General features: G+C 71.5%; 17 protein-coding genes. 6 read left to right on the top strand and 11 right to left on the bottom strand.

Features of this window, described 5'->3' with window-relative positions:
* Positions 1–37: 37 nt before the first annotated feature.
* Together FB465_RS07035 and rsgA are read left to right on the top strand one after the other, a co-directional pair.
* Positions 38–1,132 (top strand): PP2C family protein-serine/threonine phosphatase, encoded by a 1,095-nt coding sequence (locus tag FB465_RS07035; protein ID WP_145788587.1) that lies wholly within the window; start codon positions 38–40, stop codon positions 1,130–1,132.
* 296 nt (positions 1,133–1,428) lie between these two features.
* Entirely contained in the window at positions 1,429–2,514 is a 1,086-nt protein-coding gene (gene rsgA, locus FB465_RS07030) for a ribosome small subunit-dependent GTPase A (protein WP_145788586.1), read from the top strand.
* Between the two features lie 100 nt (positions 2,515–2,614).
* Here rsgA and FB465_RS07025 read toward each other — a convergent pair whose 3' ends face one another.
* From FB465_RS07025 to FB465_RS07010, 4 genes are read right to left on the bottom strand one after another with little or no spacing between them, the layout of a single operon-like run.
* A complete protein-coding gene (locus FB465_RS07025) occupies positions 2,615–4,051 on the bottom strand; it encodes a GH1 family beta-glucosidase (RefSeq protein ID WP_170290515.1) in 1,437 nt (478 codons plus the stop codon).
* A 30-nt stretch (positions 4,052–4,081) separates the two neighbouring features.
* Positions 4,082–4,909 carry a carbohydrate ABC transporter permease gene (locus FB465_RS07020; RefSeq protein ID WP_170290514.1) on the bottom strand — a complete coding sequence of 276 codons (828 nt, stop codon included), beginning with the start codon at positions 4,907–4,909 and terminating at the stop codon, positions 4,082–4,084.
* A gap of 8 nt (positions 4,910–4,917) precedes the next feature.
* A complete protein-coding gene (locus FB465_RS07015) occupies positions 4,918–5,865 on the bottom strand; it encodes a carbohydrate ABC transporter permease (protein WP_145788580.1) in 948 nt (315 codons plus the stop codon).
* Positions 5,866–5,924: 59 nt separating this feature from the next.
* Positions 5,925–7,250, bottom strand: coding sequence for an ABC transporter substrate-binding protein (locus tag FB465_RS07010; RefSeq protein ID WP_145788579.1), 1,326 nt, complete (start codon positions 7,248–7,250; stop codon positions 5,925–5,927).
* Positions 7,251–7,547: 297 nt separating this feature from the next.
* Between FB465_RS07010 and FB465_RS07005 the strand changes: the two genes are divergently transcribed.
* A complete protein-coding gene (locus tag FB465_RS07005) occupies positions 7,548–10,445 on the top strand; it encodes a glycosyl hydrolase (protein WP_145788577.1) in 2,898 nt (965 codons plus the stop codon).
* Positions 10,446–10,797: 352 nt separating this feature from the next.
* Here FB465_RS07005 and FB465_RS07000 read toward each other — a convergent pair whose 3' ends face one another.
* The 3 genes from FB465_RS07000 to FB465_RS06990 form a co-directional block, all read right to left on the bottom strand.
* Positions 10,798–16,992, bottom strand: coding sequence for a DNRLRE domain-containing protein (locus tag FB465_RS07000; protein ID WP_145797188.1), 6,195 nt, complete (start codon positions 16,990–16,992; stop codon positions 10,798–10,800).
* A gap of 312 nt (positions 16,993–17,304) precedes the next feature.
* The gene (locus FB465_RS06995; protein WP_145788575.1) at positions 17,305–17,748 is read right to left on the bottom strand and encodes an ASCH domain-containing protein; all 444 of its coding nucleotides are present in this window, start codon (positions 17,746–17,748) and stop codon (positions 17,305–17,307) included.
* A 51-nt stretch (positions 17,749–17,799) separates the two neighbouring features.
* Complete coding sequence (locus FB465_RS06990; RefSeq protein WP_246192552.1) at positions 17,800–18,873, bottom strand: LacI family DNA-binding transcriptional regulator; 1,074 nt, start codon at positions 18,871–18,873, stop codon at positions 17,800–17,802.
* Positions 18,874–19,159: 286 nt separating this feature from the next.
* Between FB465_RS06990 and FB465_RS06985 the strand changes: the two genes are divergently transcribed.
* Positions 19,160–20,665, top strand: a complete 1,506-nt coding sequence (locus tag FB465_RS06985) for a DNA-3-methyladenine glycosylase 2 family protein (protein WP_145788571.1) — start codon at positions 19,160–19,162, stop codon at positions 20,663–20,665.
* A complete protein-coding gene (locus FB465_RS06980) occupies positions 20,662–21,165 on the top strand; it encodes a methylated-DNA--[protein]-cysteine S-methyltransferase (protein ID WP_145788569.1) in 504 nt (167 codons plus the stop codon). Before FB465_RS06985 ends, FB465_RS06980 begins: the two co-directional genes overlap by 4 nt.
* Before the next feature lie 49 nt (positions 21,166–21,214).
* Here the strand turns inward: FB465_RS06980 and FB465_RS06975 are convergent, their stop codons facing one another.
* On the bottom strand, positions 21,215–21,775 hold the full coding sequence (locus FB465_RS06975) for a MarR family winged helix-turn-helix transcriptional regulator (protein WP_145788567.1): 561 nt from the start codon (positions 21,773–21,775) through the stop codon (positions 21,215–21,217).
* A 135-nt stretch (positions 21,776–21,910) separates the two neighbouring features.
* Here FB465_RS06975 and FB465_RS06970 point away from each other — a divergent pair, with 135 nt between their 5' ends.
* Positions 21,911–23,365: an MFS transporter gene (locus FB465_RS06970; protein ID WP_145788566.1), complete on the top strand. Its 1,455-nt coding sequence runs from the start codon at positions 21,911–21,913 to the stop codon at positions 23,363–23,365.
* 115 nt (positions 23,366–23,480) lie between these two features.
* Here the strand turns inward: FB465_RS06970 and FB465_RS06965 are convergent, their stop codons facing one another.
* The 3 genes from FB465_RS06965 to FB465_RS06955 all read right to left on the bottom strand — a co-directional run bounded on the left by FB465_RS06965 (position 23,481) and on the right by FB465_RS06955 (position 25,462).
* Positions 23,481–24,101: a DUF305 domain-containing protein gene (locus FB465_RS06965; protein WP_145797187.1), complete on the bottom strand. Its 621-nt coding sequence runs from the start codon at positions 24,099–24,101 to the stop codon at positions 23,481–23,483.
* A 59-nt stretch (positions 24,102–24,160) separates the two neighbouring features.
* Positions 24,161–24,835, bottom strand: coding sequence for a thioredoxin-like domain-containing protein (locus FB465_RS06960; protein WP_145788564.1), 675 nt, complete (start codon positions 24,833–24,835; stop codon positions 24,161–24,163).
* A 114-nt stretch (positions 24,836–24,949) separates the two neighbouring features.
* Positions 24,950–25,462 carry a hypothetical protein gene (locus FB465_RS06955; RefSeq protein ID WP_145788562.1) on the bottom strand — a complete coding sequence of 171 codons (513 nt, stop codon included), beginning with the start codon at positions 25,460–25,462 and terminating at the stop codon, positions 24,950–24,952.
* Positions 25,463–25,474 lie beyond the last annotated feature (12 nt).

The following is a 25,474-nucleotide window of genomic DNA, read 5'->3' as shown; positions in this document are numbered from 1 at the left end:
TCCGCCGCGGCCCGACGCGAGCGAGGAGGAGCCCACCGTGGCCGAGGACGGCTCTTCGACCGGCCCGCTGACGCCCGCGCGGCTGCCCCGGTGGTCGCTCCTCCTGCTCAGCGGCGCGTACGCCCTGGTCGTGGCGGCCGTCGCGGCGGACCTGGCCACCGGTCCGAGGACCACCGCCTCCCCGATCATCGCGACCCTGCCGGTCCTGGCCGGGGCGAGCGCCCGCTCCGTACGGGTCCCGCTGCTGGCCGGCCTGCTGGCGACCGGGGTGGTCGTGAGCCTCTCCTTCGTCAACCCGGGTGTTCCCCTGGTGGTCCACATCGTCGCGGTGTTCGCCGTCCTCGCGGCGACCATGGCCAGCGTCGCCAACGTCGTCCTCATCCGGGCCCGGGAGCAGCAGCTCCACCGGATCCGGACCGTCGCCGAGGCGGCCCAGCAGGCCCTGCTGCGGCCGGTGGCCCAGCGGGTCGGCCCGCTGCGCGTCGCCGTGCGGTACGCGGCGGCCGCCGCCGAGGCCCGCATCGGCGGGGACCTGTACGAGGTGCTGGACACACCGCACGGCGTGCGGCTCCTGCTCGGCGATGTCCAGGGCAAGGGCCTGGCGGCCGTGGAGACGGCCGCAGACGTGCTCGGAGTCTTCCGCGAGGCCGCCGCGACCGACCCCGACCTGGCCGGGGTGGCCGAGCGGCTGGACTCCGCGATCGCCCGCCGCCCCGCGAACGAGCGGTTCGTGACCGCCGTACTGGTCGGCGTTCCGGCCGAGCCGGGGCGGGCCCAGATCGTCAACTGCGGCCACCCGCCGCCCCTGGTCCTGCGCCCTACGGGAGAGGTGCACGAGGTGAGCCCCGACCACCACGCACCCCCGCTGGCGCTGCTCGGGCTGATCGGCGGGCACTACCGGGCGGAGCCGCTGGACCTGGGGCCGGGGGACCTGCTTCTCCTCTATACCGACGGCGTCTCGGAGGCCAGGGACGCGGACGGCCACTTCTACCCGCTCGCCGAGCGGCTGTCCGCGCTGCCGGGCGCTGATCCGGACGGGGTGCTGACCGAGATCCTCGCGGACGTCCGCGAGTACACCGCCGGCGGGATGAACGACGACGCGGCCATGCTGGCCGTCCGCCGGCAGGTGTGAGGGGCACAAGGGGACGGCACAAGGGGAAAGGCGCAGGTCAAAAATAGGATGCGCGCCGCGCGGGGTCGTCCGTAGGCTCTGGCGCAGCATCAGATCAGCAGCAACGAATTCAGGGGCCCCGTTCCAGGGCCGGAACAGAAGCAGGAGGTGAGCCTCGTGGCTGTCACCGTCGTCACGGCTGCCCAGGGCAGCACTCGCACCCACCTCTTCCGCCCGGCCGCCGGCTGACGTACGAGAGCACTCTCGCGCAGCCGTAGACCCGCCGGGATCGCATTCCTCCCGAAGGGCCCACTGCGTTGTCCCACGCATCCCTGAGCACGACCGTCTCCACCCTGTCCGCCTACGGCTGGACTCCCGAGCTCGACGAGCTCTTCGCCCCCCTCGCCGAGGCCGGGCTCACCCCTGCGCGCATCGCCCGGGTCGACCGCGGCCAGTGCGATGTCGTGCTCGCCGACCCCGAGTCGGGCGAGCTGCGCACCGTCCGGGCCGACTCCCGTCCGGTGGGCAGCCCGAACCCGATCGACTGCCCGTGCACGGGTGACTGGGCGGCCGTCGACCTGTCGGCCGACCCGATGCCCACCGTCTCGGCCCTGCTGCCGCGCGGTACGGCCATCATCCGCAAGGGTTCCGGTGGCCGCTCGGACGGCCAGGTGCTCGCCGCCAACATCGACACCGTGCTGATCGCCGCCTCGCTCGCCGCCGAGCCGGACCTCGGCCGGATCGAGCGCTTCCTCGCCCTGGCCTGGGAGAGCGGCGCCGAACCGCTGGTCGTCCTCACCAAGGCCGACCTGGTCGACGACGCCGACCACATCCGCGCCGACGTCGAGCAGATCGCCCCCGGTGTCACGGTGCTGGTGGTCAGCGCCGAGACCGGCGAGGGCCTGGACGTGCTGCGCGCCTGCGCGCCGGGCTCCACCGCGCTGATCGGGCAGTCCGGCGCGGGCAAGTCGACCCTGACCAACGCGCTGGCCGGGACGGACGTGATGGCCGTCCAGCAGACCCGCGCCACCGACAACAAGGGCCGGCACACCACCACCACCCGCGAGCTCATCCCGCTGCCCGGCGGCGGCGCGGTGATCGACACTCCCGGTCTCCGAGAGGTCGGCCTCTACGGCGGCGAGGGCCTGGCCCAGGCCTTCTCCGAGATCGAGGAGCTGGCGGAGAACTGCCGCTTCCACGACTGCAGCCACCGGTCGGAGCCCGGCTGCGCGGTGGCCGCCGCTCTCGCGGACGGGGTGCTGCCGGAGCGCAGGTGGGAGAGCTATCTCAAGCTCCAGCGCGAGAACGAGTGGATCGCCTCGCGCACGGACGCCCGGCTGCGTGCCGAGCGTGCCCGCCAGTGGAAGATCATCGTCAAGTCGGCCCGCCCGCCGCGGCCCTGACGAGCCAGGCGGCCGCCCCGGGTGTCAGGACCCGGGGCGGCCGCCCGGCGGTTCAGGACGGCAGCCGTTCGGGACAGCAGCAATTCTGGACGGCGGTGATTCAGGACGGCAGCTCGCCCGTACGGATCACCTCGGCGTACCAGCGCGCGCTGTCCTTCGGCGTGCGCCGCTGGCTGGCGAAGTCCACGTGCACGATGCCGAAGCGCTTGCTGTAGCCGTACGCCCACTCGAAGTTGTCCAGCAGCGACCAGAGGAAGTACCCGCGCACCGGCGCCCCGTCGGCGGCCGCACGGCGCACCGCGTCCAGGTGGGCGTGCAGATAGGCCACCCGCTCGGGGTCGTGCACCGCGCCGGACGGGTCGCTGTAGTCCTCGTACGCGGCGCCGTTCTCGGTGACCAGCAGGGGGACGCCCGGCAGGTCGTCCCGCAGTCGGGTGAGCAGCTCGTACAGCCCGTCGGCGTCGACCGGCCAGCCCATCGCGGTGCGGGTGCCCTCGGCGGGCAGGAAGCGGATGCCCTGGTCGGCGGGCCACGGCGACAGCTCGCCCTGGTGGCCGTCCTGGCGGGGCGCCGGGGCGGACGGGTCGTCGGAGGCGACCACCGTCGGCGTGTAGTAGTTGATGCCGAGCGAGTCGATGGGCCGGGAGATCTCGGCGAGGTCGCCGTCGTGGACGAAGGACCAGTCGGTGACCTTCGCGGTGTCGGCCAGCACGTCGGCCGGGTAGCTGCCGTGGAAGACCGGGTCGAGGAAGATCCGGTTGGCCAGGCCGTCGATCCGGCGGGCCGCGTCCAGATCGGCGGGGCCGTCCGTGAGGGCCCGCACGGCGGCGAGGTTGAGGGTCAGCGAGACCTCGGCCCCGGCGGGCAGTGCGGCACGCAGGGCTCCGGTGCCGAGGCCGTGCGCCAGCAGCAGGTGGTGATGGGCCGTCAGGGCGTCGGCGGGGCTGGTCCGGCCGGGGGCGTGCACGCCGGAGCCGTAGCCGAGGAAGGCGCTGCACCACGGCTCGTTGAGCGTCGTCCAGGTCGGGATGCGGTCGCCCAGCCGGCCGGCCGCCAGGGCGGCGTACTCGGCGAAGCGGTAGGCGGTGTCGCGGTTGGTCCAGCCGCCGAGGTCCTCGAGGGCCTGCGGGAGGTCCCAGTGGTAGAGCGTGGCGACGGGGGAGATGCCCTTGGCCAGCAGCTCGTCGACCAGGCGGTCGTAGAAGTCGAGGCCGGCCGCGTTGGCCGGGCCGGTGCCGCCGGGCCGGATGCGCGGCCAGGAGAGCGAGAACCGGTAGGCACCCAGGCCGAGTTCGGCCATCAGCGCGACGTCCTCGCGGTAGCGGTGGTAGTGGTCCGCGGCGATGTCGCCGGTGTCGCCGTTGCGGACCTTGCCGGGCGTGCGGCTGAAGGTGTCCCAGATGGACGGCGTCCGGCCGTCCTCGGCGGCGGCGCCCTCGATCTGGTACGCGGCGGTGGCGGCGCCCCAGACGAAGCCGGTGGGGAATCCGGTCGGAGTTCCGGTACGGACAGGAGCGGGCAGGGCCTCTACGGACATGTCGCCTTCCATGGTTGAAGAGTACGAGGGTCAGCCCTTGACGGCGCCCTGCATGATGCCGCCGACGATCTGGCGGCCGAGCAGCCCGAAGACCACCAGGACGGGGAGGGTGCCAAGCAGCGTGCCGGCCATGATGATCGACTGGTCGGGGACGTACCCCTGACCGAGCGACTTGAGGGCCACCTGCACGGTGGGGTTCTGCGAACTCAGCGCCACGATCGGCCAGAAGAAGTCGTTCCAGGTGGCCATGAAGGTGAGCATCCCGAGCACGGCCATCCCCGGACGGGCCACCGGCAGCACGATGCTGCGGAAGATCCGCAGGCTGGACGCGCCGTCCATCCGCCCGGCCTCGATCAGCTCGTCCGGCAGCGCCTGGATCAGGAACTGCCGCATGAAGAACACCCCGAAGGCGGACACCAGCGAGGGCAGGATCACGGCGGGCAGCTTGTTCTGCAGGTCCAGCTTGACGATCACCATGAAGAGCGGGATCACCCCGAGCTGCGGCGGGATCATCATCGTCCCGACCGTGACGGCCAGCAGCAGCCCTCGCCCCCGGAAGCGGAGCTTGGCGAAGGCGAAGCCCGCCAGCGTGGAGGAGAGCACCACGCCCGCCGTGACGGCGGTGGAGACCAGCAGTGAGTTGAGCAACGCGGTGCCGATCGAGGCCTGTTGCAGTGCCTCGCCGATGTTGTGGAACAGGTTCGGGCCGGGTGTGAGCGCCGGAGTCGCCGCGCTGAGCTCGGAGTTGCTCCGGCTGGCGGCCACCAGCGTCCAGTAGAACGGGAAGACGAAGGCCAGCGTGGCGGCCGTCAGCACGGCATAGGCGAGCGGACCACCCTGCAGGGGCGAGCGTTTCATCACGGGTGTCACCGGTCCGTACGGTTGCGACGGGCGGCGATCGCCGCGTTGATCAGGGCGAGTACGACGATCAGCAGGAACATCACCCAGGCCACGGCCGCCGCCCGGCCGAGGTGGAAGAAGCTCCAGCCCTGCTCGTACATGTAGAGCCCGAGGGTCTGGTACTGGTGCGAGATCCCGCCGCCCGCGTTGCCCTCGTACAGCAGGGGCTCGCCGAACAGCTGGGAGGCGCCGATCGTCGAGACCACCACGGTGAAGATGATCGTGGGCCGCAGGCCGGGGACGGTCACATGGCGGAACTGCTGCCAGCGCGAGGCGCCGTCCATCGCCGCCGACTCGTACAGCTCGCCGGGGATGGCCTGCATCCCGGCCAGGTAGATCAGCGCGTTGTAGCCGGTCCAGCGCCAGGTGACGATCGCCGAGACGCCGAACTGCGAGGCCCAGGTGTCGGCCTGCCAGTCCACCGGGCTCAGCCCGACGCCGGCCAGCACCCAGTTGATCAGCCCGTAGTCGCGCCCGAAGAGCTGGGCGAAGACCAGGGTGGCCGCGGCGACCGAGGTGGCGTACGGCATCAGCATCGCGACCCGGAAGAAGGTCCGGCCGCGCAGGCGGTAGTTGAGCAGGTGGGCCAGACCGAGCGCCAGGAGCAGCTGGGGGACGGTCGACAGCACACCGATGGTGAAGGTGTTGCGCAGCGCGTTCCAGAAGAACGGGTCCTCGAAGAGACGCGTGTAGTTCTGCAGGCCCAGCCAGTCCATCCGGTCCGCCGTCTGCAGCTCGACGCGGTGCAGCGAGACGTACGCCGTGTAGAGCAGCGGGAACAGCCCGAAGGCCGCGAACAGGACGAAGAACGGGGCGAGATAGCCGTACGGGGCGAGCCGGGCGCCCCAGCGCGGCCGCGCGGCGCGGGTGGCCTGCGCGGGGAGGGCGGGGGCGGGCCGGGAGATTGTGGCCATGGTGGTCCTTCGGTGGGCCCTCTCTCCCGAGGAGTCCTCGGGAGAGAGGTGATGAGGCGTCAGTTACCGCTGGCCTTCTTGATGTTGTCCAGGGCGTGCTGCCAGGCGGTGGCCGGGGCGGTGCCGGTGCGCTCCACCTCGCCCAGGGCGTCGGTGAACGCCTTGCCGATCACGCCGTCGTCGGTGCCGAGCACCTGGGCGGGCATGTTGGCCGCTGACTCGCTGAAGATCTCGCCGATCGGCGCGTTGTTGAAGTACGGGTCCTTCACGGTTTTGATCGCGGCCTGGGCGCCGGTGCTGGAGGGGAAGGAGCCCTGCTTGGTGAAGAGCTTGGCCTGCTGCTCCTTGGCGTTGAGCCACTTGATCAGCTCGGCGGCCTCCTTCTGGTGCTTGGAGCTTCTCGGGATCGCCAGGTAGGAGCCGCCCCAGTTGCCGGTCTTGCCGGGGCCGGCCGCGATGTCCCACTTGCCCGCGAAGGCCTCGCCGGCCTGGCCCTTGATGTAGCCGATCATCCAGGCGGGGCAGCTGAGGGTGGCGAACTTGCCGGTGCTGAAGGCCTTGTTCCACTCCGGCGTCCACTGCGGCAGCTTGGCCGAGAGGCCGTCGGCGACCAGCTTGGTGGAGTTGGCCCACGCGGTCTGCACGGCCGGGCTCTTGTCGTACACCGGCTTTCCGCTCTCGTCGGCGTAGCGGACCTTCTCCTGGCCGACCTCGGCGGTGAACATCCCGGCCGCGCTGTCCGTCCACTTGTTCCCTTCGGGGGCGGACCCGCCTGCTGCCTTGGTGACGTACTGCTTCCCCAGGGCCAGGTAACCGTCCCAGCTGGACCACTTGGCGGCCAGCTCGGTGCGGTCGGTGGGCAGGCCGGCCGCCTTGAAGAGGTCGGTACGGAAGCAGATCGCCTCCGGGCCGATGTCCGTACCGGCGCCGAGCACCTTGCCGTCGGCGGTCCTGACGGCCGCGCCCTTCCAGGGCACCAGGTCGTCGTTGACGCCGCCGAGCCCGAGGGTCTTGAGGTCGGCGAACTTGTCGGCCTGCTTCTGGACGACGCTGGCGATCCGGCCGACCTCCAGGCCCTGGATGTCCGCGAGCCCGCCGCCGCCGGCGAGCTTGGTCTGCAGTGCCTGCCAGTACTGGCCCTCGTCCTGGGTGTCGGTCTGCTTGATGGTGATGTTCGGGTGCGCCGCCATGTACTCGTCGTAGAGGCCGGTCTCCTTGAACCCGAAGGTGCCGAAGAGGTCGATCGTGAGGGTGACCTTGCCGTCGCCGCCGGCGTTGTCCTTCGAGCCGGCCGTGCCGGAGCTGCAGGCGGTGAGGAGCATGGTGGCGGCGAGGGCGGCACTGCCGACGGCGGCGGTGGTGCGGCGGGCTCTGAAGGGGCGCATGGGGATGCCTCCTGGCGCGGCTGAGGTGGGTGGACGACTGGTCGGACTCTGAGATCGAGGCTGAGAGCGCTCTCAGTCGTTGCGAGGAGACTGCCGGGCGGTCCGTTCTCCCGTCAAGAGGTCGAAACCTGAACGTAATCTCGGGAGTTGGCCCAGCTGTGCGTTTGGAAGGTGAACATCGAGGAGTCGGCGCGGATCTCGCCCTGGCCGTTGACACCCCTCCTCGGACACCTCTACGGTCCGAAAGCTGAGAGCGCTCTCACTCGTTCCCATGCCCCCCACCCGAGGTGCCACCCCATGAAGCCGCCACGCCAGCTCCATCGCGCCAGCCCTCGCACCAGATCCCTCCGCCGCCCGGCCGCCGCGATCACCGCCCTCGCCCTCGCCGCGGCGGCCGCCCTCACCGCCACGGTCGGCGCGGGCAGCGCCTCCGCGGCGACCGTCCCGGTCGGGCTCGGCTCCTACAGCGACAGCCGCCCCGCCGGTACCGTCGGGCCCACCAACTCCGACGGTGCGCCGGTCACCCCCAAGGTCACCGCTCGGATGGCCGGCAAGGCCGCGCCGACCAACGACTGGTGGTCCTCGCTGATCTACCAGCGCTATGCGGGCAACCCGTACTCGGAGAACCTCTACGCCCACCCCTTCACCTTCAAGGCGGCCGCCGGGGGGTTGGAGGTCGGCTACCCGACCACGCCGACCGTCACCTCCGACGGCCGCCAGTACGACTTCACCCACACCCGCGACCTCACCCTCGGCGTGGCCGGTCTCAACTCCCCGGACACCAAGGTCGACGGCTGGTCCGACTGGACCGTCACCCCGTACTGGGCCGACGGCGCCCACACCTTCTCCGCGACCATCGGCCACGGGCTCCCTTACGTCTACGCCCACGCCACCGGCGGCGCGGCCCAGGTCACCGCAGCCGGCACCCCGACGGTCTTCTCCAACCAGGGCAACGTCCTCGGCATCACCGTCGGCGGCCACAACTACGGGCTCTTCGCCCCGACCGGCACCAGCTGGACGGTCAACGGCAGCACACTGAGCGCGGCCCTCGGCGCCAAGGACTACTACTCGGTCGCCGTCCTGCCCTCGCAGGCCGACCTGGCCCTGTTCCGCACCTATGCCTACAGCTTCGTCACCGACACCAAGGTCACCTGGAGCTACCAGGCCGCCAACGGGACGCTGTCGACCACCTACACCGCGACCACCACGCCGCAGGAGGGCAGCCAGACCGGCACCCTCCTCGCGCTCTACCGCCACCAGTGGCTCGCCACCGGCGACGCGCTGACCTCGCTCACGTACACCTCGCCGCGCGGGCAGATGAAGGTGCGCCAGGGAAGCGGCTTCACCACCGTGCAGAGCGTCGGCGGCGTACTGCCCTCGCTGCCGGACGTCGGTTCCTACGACCGGGCCGCGCTGGCGGCGTACGTCCGGGACCAGGCCAACGCGAGCGACCCGTTCCTGGCCGCCACCGACACCTACTGGACCGGCAAGGCCCTCGGGCGGCTGGCCCAACTCGTACCGATCGCTGACCAGTTGGGTGACGCCGCGACGCGTGACAAGCTGCTCGGCCTGATCAAGGGCAAGATGCAGACCTGGTTCACCGGCGGCGGCTCGCCGGGCTTCGCGTACGACAGCACCTGGAAGACGCTGATCGGCTACCCGGCCTCCTACGGCACGGACGCCGAGCTCAACGACCACCACTTCCACTACGGTTACTTCGTCCAGGCCGCTGCCACCGTGGCCCGCTACGACTCCGCCTGGGCCGCCGACTCCGCCTGGGGCGGCATGGTCAAGCTGCTCGCCAAGGACGCCGCCAACAGCGACCGCACCGACACCCGCTTCCCGCTGCTGCGCAACTTCGACCCGTACGCGGGCCAGGGCTGGGCCTCCGGACACGAGGGCTTCGCGGCCGGCAACAACGAGGAGTCCTCCTCCGAGTCGCTCAACTTCAGCTCCGGGCTCATCCTTTACGGCTCCGCCACCGGGGACGGCGCGCTGCGCGACCTCGGCATCTATCTCTACACCACCGAGGCCAACGCGGTGGAGCAGTACTGGTTCGACGCGGACCACGCGGTGTTCCCGGCGAGCTTCGGCCACCACACGGTCGGCATGGTCTGGGGCAGCGGGGCCGCGTACTCGACCTGGTGGACGGCCAGCCCCGGCATGATCCACGGGATCAACGTGCTCCCGGTGACCGGCGGTTCGCTCTACCTGGCGCGCCGCCAGGACGAGATCAAGGCCAATCTGGCCGAACTGAAGGCCAACAACGGGGGAGCCTTCACCGACTGGCGCGACCTGCTCTGGGAGTTCCAGGCACTGGCCGACCCGGCTGCCGCCAAGGCCAACTGGGACAGCGGAATCGGCGGTTACACCCCGGAGGAGGGCGAGTCCAAGGCGCACACGTACCACTGGATCTACAACCTGGCCTCGCTCGGCACGCTCGACCCGGCGGTCACCGCCGACACCCCGACGGCGGCCGTCTTCGTCAACGGCGCGACCCGGACGCACGTGGCGCACAACTACGGTACGGCGGCGCGGGCGGTCCACTTCTCGGACGGCACGACACTGACGGTGCCGGCGCGCTCCACGGCGAGCGAGCGGGGCTCCTTCCAGGACGGCGGCAGCGGCGGGACCACCGGCTCGCCCTCACCCACCCCTACCCCTACCCCCAGCCCGACGTCGACCGTGCCCGCGACCACCGGCAACACCTTCTACCTGCAGGCCGGCGGCGCGCTGTCCACGGCGTACGGTGCCGCGGCCGCCGTGGACACCATCCCCTCGGCGGGCGGCGCCAACCACGACGGCACGCCGTACCAGGCCAAGGTCTACGAGATCCGTAACGTCAGCGGCACCCTGCGTTCCGGCGCGGCAACGGACTTCGACCTCTACGTGGACGCCGGGACGGGCGTCGGGCTGGGGCAGCAGGTCAGGGTCTCCTACGACCTGACCGGCAGCGGCACCTTCAGCCGGGTCGAGACGTTCCGCTACTTCGCGACCGACCCGGTCACCGGCTGGGAGCGGTACTCGGGCGCGGGGGCCGGCCTGCTCTCCGCGACCGGCACGCTCGGCAACCTCGACCACGGCACCATCCGCGTCGAGGTCTGGTCGGCCATCGGCAACGGGCCGGCCCAGCTGCGAGTCGGGGCGAGCCAGGCGCAGGGCAGCGTCTCGGTCCTGCGGATTCCGTTCAACTGAGGTCGGAGACCTGAGGCTTGAGTCCGACCGACAGTGGCCCGCCGGAACATCCGGCGGGCCACTGTCGATCAATTTACGGGTTTTCCGTGGACCTCGGCGGAACGGCCTGATCCCTGCGGGCCCGGTCGTCCTCCTCGGTGACGGGCCTCACTCCCACCGCGCAGTGATAGCACCGGTACGAGCTCTCGTCGTACCGGTACCACTCGTGCGCACCGCAATCGCCCTTCCCCTTCGGGAAGGCCCTGCCGAGCCAAGACGGCAGCAGGACTCTCAGCCTCGTCCTCAGTCTGTATTTCGATGTGATCTCAACCAGCCCCAAAGTCGATCGGAGCAAACAGGTGGGAGGTCATACCTACCACGTAAAGGCCCACGTGAAGAAAGCACCGATACCGAACGCGGCGGCTGCTGCTTCACACCCGCCGAAGACACAGGCCGCGGCGGCCGCGCCGACGGCTATTCCACCGAGTGTCCACTTCGCGGCGCTCCACCAGAAGTTGCTGTGCCCGCCGGCCTTCTTCGAGTGGCTGGAGCGCGAACCTCTGTCACCTCGGGCCTTCTGCTCCTTCTTGATCTTCTGCTTCATGGCCTTCGACGTGTGCGGAGACTTGTAGGCGTCGGCGAGCTCCTTGTCGGTCCAGTGAGTGAACTCGCTGCTGCGCTGCCTCCCCCGGGCGTTCCGGCCGTCCAGGTCGAGCTTGTTCACCGGATCCTGGTTGACGTATTCGTACGCATTGGCGGATCCGCCGGCTACCGGGTCGACCGAGAGGAACCGCCCGGTGGCGGGGTTGTAGAGGCGGGCCCCCATGAGGGTGAGGCCGGTGGGGGTGTCGTCGGAGCGCTGCTTGGCGCCCAGCCAGCCGTATCGAGCCTTGGGCTGGGAGCTGCGGGCGTTACCGAACTCGTCGAAGTCGAGGACGACCGGGGCAACGGCGGTATCCAGCGGGAGCTGAAGGGTGATGTCGCCGTGGAGGTTCGAGAGCTGGAGGACGGTACCCCCGGTCTTGGTGGTGGTGGCGCCGAGACCGCCCTCGCTGCCGGCGACGTTGCGGGTGACGTTTCCTGAGACATCCTCGGTGATCCAGCGGGGGCTGTCGGCGTCCGAGTCGTAGTGGTTGGTCTTGGACCCGGTCTGGGTCCAGGTCCCGGCGTTGTTGGTCTCGGCTGTCCAGGCGTGCAGGCGCTGGTTGGAGTCGAGGGTCCAGGTCTGCCGGTTGCTGCCCGCAGTCTGCTGCTGCACCAGGTCACTGTTGTAGTAGGCGATCGCGGTGCCGGGCAGGGCGGTGGTACGGCCGAACGCGTCGTAGGTGTAGCCGGAGTTCACCAGGCGGTCGGCGCTGTCGTAGATGCTGGTGGCCGTGGTGCCCCCGGTGGTGGTGCAGACCTGGCCGCGGGCCGCGGTGGTGGTGCCGAGTGCGGTGCGGTTGGTGTTCTTGTCGAAGGTGTAGCTGCGGGTGGTGCAGACGGCATCCACGGAGGTGTCCTGCACCTGGGTCAGACGGCCGGTCTTGTCGTAGGTGTAGCTCTGGGCAGCGGTGACGCCGGCAGTTCCGGCATGGGTGGCCCACTGTCCGTGGACCGTCTCGGTGATGCCGTCGGACACCAGCACGGTGCCGTCGCTGTCGCGGGTGTAGGTCCGGTTGACGGCGGCGCCTGCGGGATCCTGGCGGTTCGTCATGGTGAAGCCACCGGGCAGGCCCTGGGTTGCCACACCACCATCGGCGTCGTATCGCGCCGTGAACGTTCCGGCGACGGAGTCCGTGGTCGAGGTCGCCAGGCCGCGCGGGTCGATGGCGGTGTCGTAGGCGTAGGTGGTCGTGGACGGAACACTGTCGGTCACCTTGGTGGGCCGGTTCAGCGCGTCGTACTCGGTGGTGGTGACGCCACCGTCGGCATCCGTGTAGGAGATCTGGCGGCCGAGCACGTCGTACGCCTTGGTGATCGTCCCGCCGCCGGTGGAGTCCTGTTTGGTGACCGCGCCGGTCGCGGGGTCGTAGGTGACCGTGACCGCGGGGACAGCCGTGCCGACGCCGCCGCTGACCGTGGTGGTCACCGGGCGGCCCGCGGCGTCCGCGGTGATCGTGGTGGTGCGGGTGGAGCCGTTGGCGGTCTCGTCGGTCTGGGTGGTCTGGCCGAACAGGCCGTACTGGACGGTCTTGGTCGGCAGCTGGGAGGGGTTGGAGCCGCCTCCGGTGATGTCACCGGCGGGGCCGGTCTGGCAGAGGAGGTCGGCCCACTCCGGGCGGCCGGCGCAGGTGCCGGTGCCGGTCGGGCTGTAGTAGGCCGTCGTGGTGGTGCCGGCGTCCGAGCCGTTGGAGGCGGGCAGAGAGGTGGAGGCGACTCGGCCCTGGCTGTCGTATCCGGTGGTGGTCGTCAGCGCGAGGCCACCCGCGTCCTGGATCTTCTGGGTGGGAACACCCAGGGCCCAGTCGTAGACCGTCTTGTCGGTGCGGGTCTCGGCGAAGACGTCCGGCCAGGCGCGCAGCCAACCGCCGGTGGCGGTGGTGGTGACCTGGTCCTTGATCTTGGCCGTGCCGTCGGTCGGACGGCCCTCGTCGTAGGTCTTCACCGTGTGGGTGCGGGAGGTGACCTGGCTTCCTGCTGCCGCGACCGTCGTCGAGCCGGACACGGCGTCCGCTGCAAGGGTTACCCGGTGCAGCGGTGCAAAAGTCTCGGTCTCGCGCTGCCCGTCCGCGCCGAAGACGCTCGTGCTGGACAGCAGCCGGGCCCGGTCTCCGGAGGGGAGGGTGTCGATGCCGAGGTCGGCGAGCTGCGCCTTGAGCGGGTCGGTGCCGCCAAGAGCCAGCTCGCGGTTGGCGGCGGTCAGGCTGCGGACCTGGTTGCCCCACTTGTCGTACTCGGTCGTGGTGACCCGGTGTCCGGGGGAGACGTCGTTGACCTGGTTGCCCGAGGCGTTCAGGTAGTTGATGTCGGCCCGGGTGTAGTCGCCCGCGTTCAGGTCTGCGCCGTTGTTGGAGGCGGGGACCTGGTCGGACGGGAACACGGCGGTGGCGTCCGTGGGCATGTCCGTCTGACCCCAGCCGGCGCCGGCGGTGGCCGACAGGTCCTCGGGCGCCTTGCTGCCCGTGGTCGGGACGCCGTAGACGAGGGTGCTGGTAGCGGTGCCGTTCACCGTGCTCGCCGTGCCGGGTGTCAGGGTGTTCGTCCACACTGACGTCAGCATGCCCTCACCCGCAGCCGGGTTGGAGCCGACATTCCCGTACGCCATGTGATAGCCGCCGCTGATTCCCGGCGGCAGCACGGCGTAGAGCGCGCCGTCCGACGCGGTACCCACGATGTAGGAGTACTGCGTCTTGGCGCCGGTGCCCAGGCGCGGGTCCCACTCCTGCCGCAGGCGCCCGGCGGTGTCGTAGCGGTAGGTGGCCACGTCGGTGGCGGTCGAAGCTGCGGCGCCAGGGGCGGTGGCCCACAGCTTGATGGTGCTCACCTGGTCGGCGAAGTCGCCGAAGTCGCTGCCGTTGGTGTCACCGACGGCGGTGGTGGAGGTGGCGTAGACGAACTGCAGGACGCGGCAGCCCTTGACGGTCACATCGGCGGCGCAGGCTGCGGAACTGGCCGCAGAGGTCGGGGCGATGACCAGCTTCGGGCGGGCCAGGGTCTTTCCGCCCACGGTGACCTTCTCGGAGACCACGGTCGTGGTCGAGTTGGCCAGGCCGTCCAGCAGGCTGGAGGTCACGGTCCAGGTGGTGGCGGCCGGGTCGACCTTGGAGAAGGTGGTCACGGTGCCCTCGGTGTCGGAGAGGGTGAAGTCTCCGGTGGTGAAGGCTCCGCGCAGGGTGAGGGCCTCACTGCCGGGCTCCGGCACCCAGCCGTCGCCGGCTGCGTTCGCGGTGAAGGCGACGGTGCCGCCATCGGTGCTCACCACGTCCAGCGAGGTGTCCGAGGTCTTGCGGATCTCGGTGTACTCGGACTGGGACACGTCGGAGGCGACCCCCGATACCCAGTTCGGCCCGAAGATCGCTGCCTGGCCCGCCTGGTTCGCCGCGGCCTTCGGGTCACGGGAAGAACTCGTACGACCCACGTTCAGGCCGAACAGCGACACATCGGTGGCGGAGACGGTGAGGTCTCCGGTGAGCAGGTTCACGCTGCCCGGGCCGACGTTCTGGGTCGCGGCGCCGTCGGCCTTGCGGTCGACGATCACCTTGATGGGTTCGGCGGACACGGCGGCGCTGTTGGGGCCGGTGAAGTCGGCGCGGACCTGCACGGTGCCGTCCGGGTTGACCGTCGACGTGGCGTTCCAGGTCAGTGCCGGGCTCTTGCCGGAGGTGAGCGCGGCCGGCCACGAGGTGAGCGCGGTGCCGCCGTTGGTGACGTCGCCCGCCGGGATCTGGGTCCAGGCGTCGGCGTCGGAGCGGCGCCAGGAGAAGGCGACGCTGTCGTACCTGGCGGCGTCGGCCTCGGCGACCAGCGGCACACGGGCCGCGGTGCGGGTGCCGTCGTTCGGCGCGGTCACGCCGCCGGCGCCGACCTGGAAGGCGTACGAGACGGGCTCGGACCTGTTCTCCGCCCGGTCCACCGCCCGCACCTGGAGGGTGTTGGTGCCGGCCTTGGCCGGGGTGACGGTGAGGTTCACCGGTGTGGTGGTGCCGTTGGTGGCGACCCTGGTCCAGGTGGCGCCGTCCAGCGACCACTCCAGGCCGTTCTGGTCACCGCTCGGCGGGGTCACGGTGAACATGCCGGACTGGCCTGCGCCCTTGACCCACTGTCCGGACGGGTAGTCGGTCGAGGTGACCGAGGCCGGGGCGGAGGGGGCGGAGGTGTCGACGGTGAAGTAGGCCCAGGCGGACCAGCCGGTGTTGTAGTGCAGGCCGTCGTAGGGGGAGGTGCGGAACTTGTAGGTCTTGCCGTTGGTCAGGACACCGGCCGGGACCTTGACGGACGCGGGCTGGCCGGACGGCACGTACGGCGAGACCAGGACGTTGCCGACCTGGGCACCGGTGTCGTTGTCGAAGATCTGGAAGGTGCCGTCGACCTTGTCGTTGTTCGGGTCGACGAAGGTGTCCCGCAGCGTCGGCGTGGTCGAGTTGACCCACCAGGTGCCGCTCGTGTCCTTGTAGAAGGGCGAGCCGGCCTGCTGGTCCGTGCCGGTGCGCGGACGGTAGTTGTAGTTCACCGTCAGCTTCGGGACGTTGCTTGCGGCGTTGGCGGAGTTCACCTCCTTCCAGTACTTCGTGGAGACCTCGTCCGGGGCACGCAGGCCCATGCCGGACGTGGTGTTCTTCGCCGACGTCCAGGTCTGCACCAGGTTGGTGACGTCCGCGTTGATCCAGTCGTCCGCCGCACACCCCGTGCGGCCCTTGGTCTCGGTGGAGGTCGCCTTCTTGGAGTTCCACGACGGCTGCGCGGTCCACCGCGAGGCGGTGGAGGCGAGCGAGGTGTCGTAGACGTCCCACGCGTAGGCGGCGCAGTCGCTGTTGCCGGAGTGGAAGTTCCACAGGGACACCGTGGCGCTGGTGATCAGCGCATCGGCGATCGGGCCGGTGTTCCAGTTGATGAACGCACGCGCCTCGCGTGACGACCCGTCGGCGTTCTTGGTGCCGGGGTTGCCCCAGTACAGCTCGGTGTCGGCGGACCAGTCGACCGTCTCGCCCTTCTGCACCCGGGTGTCGAAGACGTTGCCGAGCGCCGTGGTGGACGGGTCCACCGTGACCGGGTAGCGGGTCTTCGGGTCGGCGAGGAACTTGGCGTCGGGGGTGAAGACCAGATCGATGGTGTCGCCGTGCTGGACGACCTTCAGATCGACCTTTCCATGGTTCGGGTGCTCACTCGAGCCCTCGACCGAGGTGGCGTCCCACATCACCGGCGCGGGGAGCACGGCCCGCTTCTCACCGGTCCTCTTGTCCGTGAACAGCACGCTGCCGTCCGGCTGCGCCTCGGCCTTCAGGCCCTTGGCCTTCAGCGGCATGGTGTACGAGAAACCGGCCGCCGTGGGGCGCTGCTTCAGCGTCACGTACTGCTCGAAGCCGGTACGCGTCGCCTCCACCACGAGGTCCGCCGCGCCGTCGGCGATGGCGTCCTGGTAGATCGCCTTCGTGCCGTCCAGTACGGGCTTGGGCAGGCCGCCCTTCCACTGCAGCTCCACCTGCTGGTCGCCCTCGCCGAGCGACACCAGGGTCCGCGCATCGCCCTTGCCGGCCTGCGACTCGGCGAGCGATTTCACCCGCGCACCGCCCGCGCCGGCCAGCTTCAGCCCACGCGGGTGCGCCTTCGGCGCAACCGACCCGTCCGAGGCCGCCTGCAGGCCAAGGTCGACGTCGACCCACTGGCCGTTCTGCTGGAAGCGCACCGGACCGGCGAACAACTCGGACGTCAGAGAGCCGTCCTTGTTCACCCACGTCGTCGACGTCTCCGTCCGCTCCGACAGTGCCTCCACCCGCTGGCCCGACAGGCGGGCCGCGATGCGAGCGGACGGGATGTCAGCAGCCCATGACGGGCCCGACTTGGTGGTCTTGCCCGCCGGGGCGGCGACCGCCGGCTCGGCACCCGCCAGCAGCGACATCGCCACCGCCAGGGCCAAGGTCCCGCTCATTGCCCGGAAGCCGGCGGGTGTTCTCCGCCTGCCACGTCCGGTTGTGTAGGTGCTCATCAATGCTCCTTGACTCACCGTCGTTCAACGGTGACGCCCGGAGCATAAGTTGAGGCCAGAGCTGCTCTGACCAGCACAAATCGGTCTATGTGATCTTGAAATGTCTCAACGCCAGGTAGATCGTTACGATCTTTCACGACACCCGCACAACGCACGGGATCCCGGTGTGGAGCCGGCCTTCTCGCCGTGGCACGCCGTTCACCTTCCAGCACCGCATCGGGTGCCCCGAACTGAGGTCAGGCGGACGGGACTCGCTCAGACCCGCTCCGCCTCCTGGCTGCCCAGCAGGCGGAAGCGGGCGAGTACCACCGGGGTCGCGTCGTCGACCGTGAAGTCCGGGTCGCCGAGCACCTCGCGCATGTCCGCGCTCTGCCAGAAGCCTTCGTGCGACGCCCGCCACTCGGCCACCGTCGCGAACCCCTCGCCCTCGTCGAGGGCGTGCTGCAGCCCTACCTCGGCGAGCGGCACGACCCGTACCCCGGTCCACTCGATCACGCCGACGCCGCGCTTCCGGGAGTCGACCAGCACCTGCCGGGAGCCGACCGCGGGGAGCGGCTCACCCAGCTTCTCGTACTCGGCGAACAGCCCGGTCGTGCTGGTCTTGGACCCGTCCAGGATCGCGGCCACCAGCCGGTCACGCCCTGGTCCGGGGAACGCGAACTCGGCTATCGGGAGCTCGGGGAACTGCTCGGCGGTCATACTGCGACGCTACGCCTCACCCGGATGGCGTGCCGAGGGATCTCCCCGGCATCACGCCGAGCCGCGCCGGACCAGGTGGGTCGGGGTGATCACCGAGGTCGGGGCGTTGACCCGCGGCGAGGTCTGCGTGCCCGCGCCGGCGAGTCGGCGGAGCAGCAGGCGGGCCATGAGGCGGCCCATCTCCTCGATGTCCTGGCGGACGGTGGTGAGGGGCGGTTCCGTCCAGGCGGCGACCGACTCCACATCGTCGAAGCCGACCACCGCGACGTCCTCGGGCACCCGGCGGCCGCGGGCGCGCAGGACGCGCAGTGCGCCGGAGGCCATCGAGTCGGAGGCGGCGAACACGGCGTCCAGGTCCGGCCGGCGGGCCAGGAGCTCGGCCATGGCGCGGCCGCCGCCGTCCGGCGTGAAGTCGCCCTCGGCGATCAGCTCGGGGTCACCGTCGGGCAGCAGGTCGCGGTAGCCGTCGAGGCGGTCGATGGAGGAGGTCTGGTCGAGCGGCCCGGTGATCGTGGCGATCCTGGTGCGGCCGAGCGACTGCAGGTGCTGGACGGCGAGCCTCGCACCGCCCCGGTTGTCGCTGTCCACGTAGACCAGCTCGCGGTCCGACTCGGCACCCGGCCAGCCCGGACGGCCGCCGATCACGGTGGGCAGGCCGACCTTGCGGGCCATCTCGGGCAGCGGGTCGCTGTGGTGCAGCGAGAAGAGCAGCGCACCGTCCACGTGCCCGCCCGCCAGGTAGCGGCCGACCCGGTCGTAGTCGCGCTGGTCCTCGACCAGCAGCAGCACCATCTGGTTGTCGGCGGCGGACAGCTCCCGGCTGATGCCGCGCAGGTGCTGGGCGAAGAACGGGTCGGAGAAGAGTCTGCTCTCGGGTTCGGCGACCACCACCGCGACCGCCTGGTTGCGCCGGGTGACCAGGGTCCGCGCGGCGAGGTTCGGGACGTAGCCGAGCTCGTCGACGGCGCGCTGCACCTTCTCGCGGAGCGATTCGCGTACGCCGGTGCCGCCGTTGACCACCCGCGAGGCAGTGGCCCTGGACACCCCGGCCCGCTCGGCGACGGACTCAAGGGTCGGGCGCGGGAGGGCGCCGGCCGACCGGACCTCGGGCTGCTGCTCGGTCACCGCGGGCTCCTCTCCGGAGATCTCTGCAGGCGGGCTCGGATCCGGCATGTGGCGCCGGACCGTCTGCGCGAAGCCTATCGGGTCCGCAGCAGCTACTGAGAGCGCTCCCACAAGCTGGATCCGACAGCCCCCGTGACTCGCCCGCCGCTGCCCGCGACGCGCCCGCCGACGCCCCGGGCTGACCCGCCGGCTGCCCGGGGCTGACCCGCCGCTCGCGCGGGCTTGCCCGACGCTGACGTCGGTTTTCCGCCAGTCGGCGCCCGGCCGGTGCTTCAGACTGGAGGACGTGATCGACGACGACACCAGGTACCGAGCCGTGGACAGCCGGGACGCCCGTTTCGACGGTGTGTTCTTCACCGCCGTCCGCACCACCGGCATCTACTGCCGCCCGAGCTGCCCGGCGGTGACACCGAAGCGCGTCAACTGCACCTTCTACCCGACCGCGGCCGCCGCTCAGGGCGCCGGCTACCGGGCCTGCCGCCGCTGCCGCCCCGACTCCGTCCCCGGCTCGCCCGAGTGGAACCACCGGGCCGACCTGGTGGGCCGGGCGATGCGGCTGATCGGCGACGGCGTGGTGGACCGCGAGGGTGTCGCGGGCCTCGCCGACCGCCTCGGCTACAGCTCCCGCCAGGTGCAGCGCCAGCTCACCGCCGAACTCGGTGCGGGGCCGATCGCCCTGGCCCGCGCCCAGCGCGCCCAGACCGCCCGACTGCTGCTGCAGACCACCGAACTGCCCGTCACCGAGGTGGCCTTCGCATCCGGCTTCTCCTCCGTACGACAGTTCAACGACACCGTGCGCGAGGTCTACGACCGCACCCCGAGCGGCCTGCGCGCCGAAGCCGGGGCGGGCCGACGCGGTGCGGCACCGGCCGGGACGATCAGCCTTCGCCTGGCGTACCGGGGGGCGCTCGACAGTGACCACCTGCTCGACTTCCTCGCGCTGCGTGCCGTCCCCGGCATCGAGGAGGTGGTGCCCGGTGAGCGGCCCGGCGTCCGGACGTACCGCCGCACACTCGCGCTCCCGTACGGGCACGGCATCGCCGAGGTGGACGGGCTGGGCGCGGGCGACCAGCCCGACCGGGGGTGGCTGGACTGCCGGCTGCAGCTGACGGAACTGCGCGACCTGACCACCGCCGTGTACCGCCTGCGCGCCCTCTTCGACCTGGACGCCGACCCGGACGCGGTGGACGGACAGCTCGGAGCGGACCCGGTGCTGAGCGAGCTGGTGCGCTCCCGCCCCGGCATCCGCTCGCCCGGCCACGTCGACCCGCACGAGCTCGCCGTGCGGGCGGTGCTCGGGCAGCAGATCACCGTCACCTCGGCGCGCACGCTGGCCGGGAGACTGGCCGAGCGCTACGGCCGGGCACTCCCGGAGCCCAGCGGCGGACTGCGGATGCTCTTCCCGGCCACGACCGCCCTCGCCGAGGCCGATCCGGCCGACCTCGCGATGCCGGAGGCGCGCCGCCGGGCCCTGCGCGGGCTCTGTGCCGCGCTCGCGGAGGGCGAGGTCCGGCTGGACGGCGGTGTGGACCGCGAGGCTGCGGCGGCCGAGCTGCTGGCGCTGCCCGGGATCGGCCCGTGGACCGTGGGATACCTGCGGATGCGGGCACTCGCCGACCCGGACGTGTTCCTGCCCAGTGACGCCGGGGTGCGGCACGGACTCGTGCGGCTCGGGCAACCGGGCGACCCGAAGGCGGCCGCCGCGGTCGCCCCGGCGTGGGCGCCGTGGCGCTCGTATGCTGTCCACCGGCTCTGGACGGCACCGTCCACGGAGGAGCGTGAGAAGGCATGACGACGGTCTTCACGACCATGGAGAGCCCACTGGGCCGACTGCTGCTGAGCGGTTTCGTGGACGGGAACGGCCCGGCGGCGCTCGCGACCGTCACGGCGCCCGGGCAGAAGGGCGCACGCGGTGAGCCCGACGCGGACTGGGAGCCCGACGCGGCGGCGCTGGCGCCGGCGGTCGAACAGCTGGCGGCCTACTTCGCGGGTGAGCTGACCGTCTTCGACCTGCCGCTGGCGCCGGTCGGCACCAAGTTCCGGCAGCGGATCTGGGCGGCGCTGGACGACATCCCGTACGGCGGGACCGTCACCTACGGCGAACTCGGCGCGGCCGCCGGTCAGTCGCCGCGCGCCGTGCGGGCAGTGGGCGGGGCGGTGGGTGCGAACCCGCTGCTGGTGATCCGGCCGTGCCACCGGGTGATGGGGGCGAACGGCGCGCTCACCGGCTTCGCGGCCGGGGTGGAGCGCAAGCGGTGGCTGCTGGAGCTCGAGCGCGGCACGCTGTTCTGACGGGCTGTCGACCGGCGCTCCGTCAGGTCCGCCAGGTCCGTCAGGTCCGTCAGCCCGTACGGTCCTCCGGGCCGGAGCCCGCCAGGGCCTTGGCCAGCAGCTCAAGACCCGGCAGAGCGCCCATGACGGCCTCGCGGTCCGCACGGGAGAGGCTCTCCAGGGCGTCGGCCATCCGTCGCTCGTGCGCCCGCTGCCAGTCCCGGAGCTGCTGGTGACCCGCCTCGGTCAGGGCGATCCGCGCGGTACGGCGGTCGCCGGGGTCGGCCTGCCGGTCCACGAAGCCCGCCTCCAGCAGCTTGCCGACCAGCCCGCTCACGGTGTTGGGTGCGAGGCGCTGACGGGCCGCCAGCTCGCCCACCCGCAGGGGGGCCGCGGCCAGCGTCTGCAGGAGCTCCACCTGGGCCATCGGCAGCGACTCCCAGGGGTAGTCGGTGCGGATGCTGCTGCGCAGGGCTCGACGCAGTCGGGTGATCACATCGGTCAGCCGTTGGGCGCGCTCGATCGCCGCCGCCTCCTCGAACGCGGACCCGCCGCCGGCGGCCGGGCCCGCCTCGGAGGCGGCGAGGGCGGGGGAGGGCGAACCGGGGTCGGAGTCGGGCAGCGACGGCATGGCCGACAGCGTAGCGCTTCGTAGCAGATGCCTCGCTGGGTGACCAGATCTGTCAGCGAGTACATCCTGCAACGATGTGATCGCACAGGGACTGGTTCGTTCAGCGAGTAGTTCTGCAGCAGATATATTCGGCCCATGAGCACCGACCGCCGACCTCGTCTCCTCGACAGCCGACTGCTCACGGAGCGCCCTCGTCCCCGTCAGATCGCAGCCTGGCGGCACGCCCACTGGTTGGCCGTCGGCACGGTCTGCCTGGGGGCCTTCCTGGGGCAGCTCACCGCGAGCATCACGGCCCTGGCCTTCCCGGCCCTGGAGAGCGGCTTCCGGGCCAACTTCGCCGCCGTCGAGTGGGTCGCGCTCGCCTACCTCCTGGTCCTGGTGGCCCTGCTGGCGCCGATCGGCCGGCTCTCCGACCTGGTCGGCCGCAAGACCATGTACCTGGGCGGCTTCGCGGTCTTCGCACTCGCCTCGCTGGGCGCGGGACTCTCGGGCAGCCTGGCCCAGCTGGTGGCCTGGCGGGCGGTGCAGGCCGTCGGCGGCGCGATGATGCAGGCCAACAGCGTGGCTCTGGTGGCGCGCGGGGTGCCGGAACGGGCCATGCGTACCGCGCTCGGCGTCCAGGCTGCCGCCCAGGCGCTCGGCCTCGCGCTCGGCCCGACCCTCGGCGGGCTGCTGGTGGCACACGCCTCGTGGCGCTGGGTGTTCTGGATCAACGTCCCGATCGGCCTGCTCGGCATCCTGGCCGGGTGGTTCCTGCTCCCGCGGACCCACCCGCAGGGGCGCCCTGCCACCGAGTTGGCCACCGGGGGAGATGAGGGCCGGGGTGAGAGGCGCTTCGACCTGCTCGGGCTGGTCCTGCTGGCGGGCTCGTCCACCGCACTGCTGCTCGCCCTCTCCACCGCCTCCGGGCTGCCCCTGCCCGGCTGGGCGGTGGCCGCGCTGCTCCTCCTCGCCGCCGTGCTGGCGGTGGCGCTGGCCAGGCAGGAGCAGCGCGCGGACCGGCCGATCATCCCGCCGGGCCTGGTCAACACCCCCGGCATCCGGGCCGGGCTGGTGGTGGCACTGATCGGCTATCTGCTGCTGTTCTGCCCGCTGGTCCTCGGTCCGGTCATGCTGGTCGGCGCCGGCGTACCGGTGACCACCGCCGGGCTGGTGATCACCGCGCTGCCCGCCGCCTTCGCGGTCGCCGCTACGGTCGGCGGTAGCCTGCTGCCCGGAGGCTGGCCCGACGCGACGCGCTGCCGCCTCGGGGCACTGGTCGCGGGCCTCGGCCTGGCCCTGGCAGCACTGCTCCCGGCAGCCCCGGCCTCCTTCGCCGGGCCGCTCCTCGTCGCCGGCTACGGCCTCGGCCTCATGCTCCCGGCCAACAACGCGCTGGTGATGCGCGCGATCCCCGCCGAGAGCTCGGCGGTCGGCGGCGGCCTGGTCAACATGGTCCGCAGCCTGGGCACCGCCCTCGGCACGGCGCTGCCCGTGCTCGCCGTGCACCTGGCCGGCCATGCGGTAGGCGGCCGGGCGGTGCTGGTGCTGCTGGTCGCCGTGGCCGCGCAGGCGGCGCTGCTGTCGGCAGGCGTACGGGCGCGGCGCTGAAGGGGGCGCCGGTTCCCGGGCTCCGGCGGCACCGAAGGTGCGGCCTGGGCGCGAAAACACGACCGGGGTGCGGCGGACGGGACCGTCCACCGCACCCCGGAGGGCCGGCGAGTGATCAGGAGAGCGGCTTGGCGCCGCGCTCCGCGAGCATCCCGGTGATCAGGTCGATCTCGGAACGCTGCCCGTTGACCATGGTCTGGGCGAGGCGCTTCTCCACCGCGTTGGCGCTGAGGTCGACATAGCCCTGGGCCATCGCGACCCCGCCCTTGTGGTGCTGGATCATCAGCTGCAGGTAGTACACCTCGGCGTCCCGGCCGCTGAGCCCGCGCAGCTTCTCGAGCTCCGTGTTGGTGGCCATGCCCGGCATCAGGGAGCCGTCGTGCGCCTGGTAGTCGTGGTCCATCCGCATCCACGCCATCGGCTTGGCGGCCGAGCTCTGCGTCAGCCCCCACTGGTCCAGCCAGCCCGTCAGCATGCCGCGCTGGTTGGCCTGGGTGTTGATGATGTCGAAGGCCAGGTTGCGGACGGCGGTGTCCTGCGTCCGGTCCCGGACGATGAACGACATGTCGATCGCCTGCTGGTGGTGGGTCGCCATGTCCCGGGCGAACCCGGCCTCGGGCGAGTCACTCGCGGGCGCGGTCGCCGCGGTACCGGAGGCGGACGTGCCGCCCGCCAGGAGCGCCGGAACGCCCAGGCAGAGCGCCACGACGGCGGCCAGCGCCGCCGGCCACCACATCCACCGCCGACGCCCCGCCGGCCGCTCCTCGACAGCCGTCTCCGGGTCGGCCTCGTCCGTCACTGGGCGGTGCTGCACGACGCCCCCGGCTCCTGGGTCTGCGGGCCCTGCACGTACTTGGTGAAGAACTGGCCGACCCGCGGGTCACTGGCACTGTCCACCGTCAGCTGGGTGCCCCAGGCGGTCAGCGTGACGGTGCCCTGCTCGTCCGGGTACGGGCTCATGAACGAGTACGGCGTCGCCTTCACCTTCTCCGACAGCGTCTTGATGTCGTCGGCGCTCGCCTTGCCGTTGTAGGTGACCCAGACCGCGCCGTGCTCCAGCGAGTGAACGGCGTTCTCGTTCACGACCGGCTTGTCGTAGACGACGCCCATGCAGTTCAGCCAGACAGGGTTGTGGTCGCCGCCGACCGGCGGGGTCTGCGGGTAGCTGACCTTGGTCTGGACGTGGTTGCGGGAGAGGTTGTCGAAGGTCTTCACGCCCGTGACCGGAGCCTTTGCCGCGGCGTCCTTGGCGTCCTGCTTCGACTTCGCGTCCAGCGCGATCCACGCGCCGCCGCCGATCATGGCGGCCACCAGCAGACTCGCCACGCTGATCGCGAGGATCTTGTTACGCCGGTCGCGGCGCTCCTCCTCGGCGCGCAGCTCGGCGATCCGCGCGCGGCGGTCGGTGGGGCTCGGGCGGCCGGCGTTCGACTTGCTCGCCTTGTTGGACTGCTTGGAGGCGGAACCCATGGAAATTGTCCTTGTCCCCGCCGTGCGCTCTGGGCACGGCGGTATGCGGGTGTGGCGGGGAGGCGGAGCCGTCGGACCGTCCGCGAGGCGGCGCGGGCCGACGGTGGGTTCCGCTCAGGTCCGGAGGACCTGCAGGGCATGGAGGTCCGGCGCGAGGTCGGGCCCGGCCAGGGTGGTGAGCGGTGCCGGGCTCGGCAGTGCCCGCGGCGGACTCAGCTGTGCGGGGACGGCGGCTGCGGGCTGCGGCGGCGCGTTCGGCAGCTGGGACTCCTGGCCGCAGTACGGATGGCTGGAGCAGCCGTTGCCCGGCAGCGGGTGTTCGCCGTCGGCCGAGCACCAGGTGAGCGGCAGTCCGGCATCCGTCGGCGCGCCGATCGGGGCCCCGTGGTGGGCAGAGATCCCCTGGGCCGCGGAGAGCGAGTGGACCGCGTGCGCCGTGTGCGCGGCGGGCCCGGTGACCGTGGTCACAGCAGGCGGTACCTGCTTCGCGCCCACCGCCTGGGCGCGTCCAGCGGACGGGAGCACCACCAGCAGACCCGCCAGCACCAGTGCACAGAGCACGCCTGCCGGGCGGCCCGCGTACGTGGCCCTCCCCGGCGGCGGTGCGGTGACTCCCGGCGCGGTCATGCGGACATATTA

Origin of the sequence: Kitasatospora atroaurantiaca, from assembly GCF_007828955.1 — a bacterium.
GTDB lineage: Bacteria > Actinomycetota > Actinomycetes > Streptomycetales > Streptomycetaceae > Kitasatospora > Kitasatospora atroaurantiaca.
The sequence above is the reverse complement of the archived record's forward strand: the minus strand, read 5'-3'. Positions and strand labels throughout refer to the sequence as shown.